Genomic DNA, 1,155 nt, shown 5'->3' on the forward strand with positions numbered 1-1,155 from the left:
CGTATGCGCCGTCGGAGGAGCATGAGCTGCTGCGGCGCACGGTGCGTGAGCTGGCCGAGGCCAAGATCGCTCCTTTCGCGGCGGAGGTGGACGAGGAGTCCCGGTTCCCGCAGGAGGCGCTGGAGGCGCTGGTCGCCAACGATCTGCATGCGGTGCACGTGCCCGAATCGTACGGGGGCGCCGGAGCGGACGCGCTCGCGACGGTGATCGTGATCGAGGAGGTCGCGCGGGTGTGCGGGTCCTCGTCGCTGATCCCGGCGGTGAACAAGCTGGGCACGGTGCCGGTGCTGCTGGCCGGTGGTGAGGAGCTCAAGAAGAAGTATCTGGCTCCGGTCGCGCGGGGGGAGGCGATGTTCTCCTATGCCCTGTCGGAGGCGGACGCGGGGTCGGACGCGGCGGGGATGAAGACGCGTGCGGTGCGCGACGGGGAGCAGTGGGTGCTCAACGGCGCGAAGATGTGGATCACCAATGCGGGGGTGTCGGAGTACTACACGGTGATGGCGGTCACCGACCCGGCGGCGGGTGCGCGGGGGATCTCGGCGTTCGTGGTGGAGAAGTCGGATCCGGGGGTGTCGTTCGGGCCCAAGGAGCGCAAGCTGGGGATCAAGGGGTCGCCGACCCGGCAGGTGATCTTCGAGGACGCGCGGATTCCGGCGGACCGGCTGATCGGTGTGGAGGGCACGGGGTTCAAGACGGCGCTGGCGACGCTGGACCACACGCGGATCACGATCGCGGCGCAGGCGCTGGGGATCGCGCAGGGTGCGCTGGACTTCGCGTTGAACTATGTGAAGGAGCGGCGGCAGTTCGGCAAGCCGATCGCGGACTTCCAGGGTGTGCAGTTCATGCTGGCGGACATGGCGATGCGGCTGGAGGGCGCCCGGCAGCTGACCTACCACGCGGCGATCAAGTCCGAGCGGGCGATGAGCGGTGAGAAGGTCGCGGACCTGACGTTCGTGTCGTCGGCGTGCAAGGCGCTGGCTTCGGATGTGGCGATGGACGTGACCACCGACGCCGTCCAGCTCCTCGGGGGCTATGGCTACACGCGGGAGTTCCCGGTGGAGCGGATGATGCGCGACGCCAAGATCACCCAGATCTACGAGAGCACCAACCAGATCCAGCGCATGGTGATGGCCCGCCAGCTCCTCAAGTAGCCGG

At 68.4% G+C, this 1,155-nt stretch carries 1 protein-coding gene; it reads left to right on the forward strand.

Features of this window, described 5'->3' with window-relative positions; all coding sequences use genetic code 11:
- Window positions 1-1,151: acyl-CoA dehydrogenase family protein (locus ETD96_RS44035; RefSeq protein ID WP_205719773.1), on the forward strand; the 1,151-nt coding region annotated here is incomplete at its 5' end.
- Between the last annotated feature and the right edge of the window lie 4 nt (window positions 1,152-1,155).

Source organism: Actinomadura geliboluensis (assembly GCF_005889745.1).
Lineage (GTDB): Bacteria > Actinomycetota > Actinomycetes > Streptosporangiales > Streptosporangiaceae > Spirillospora > Spirillospora geliboluensis.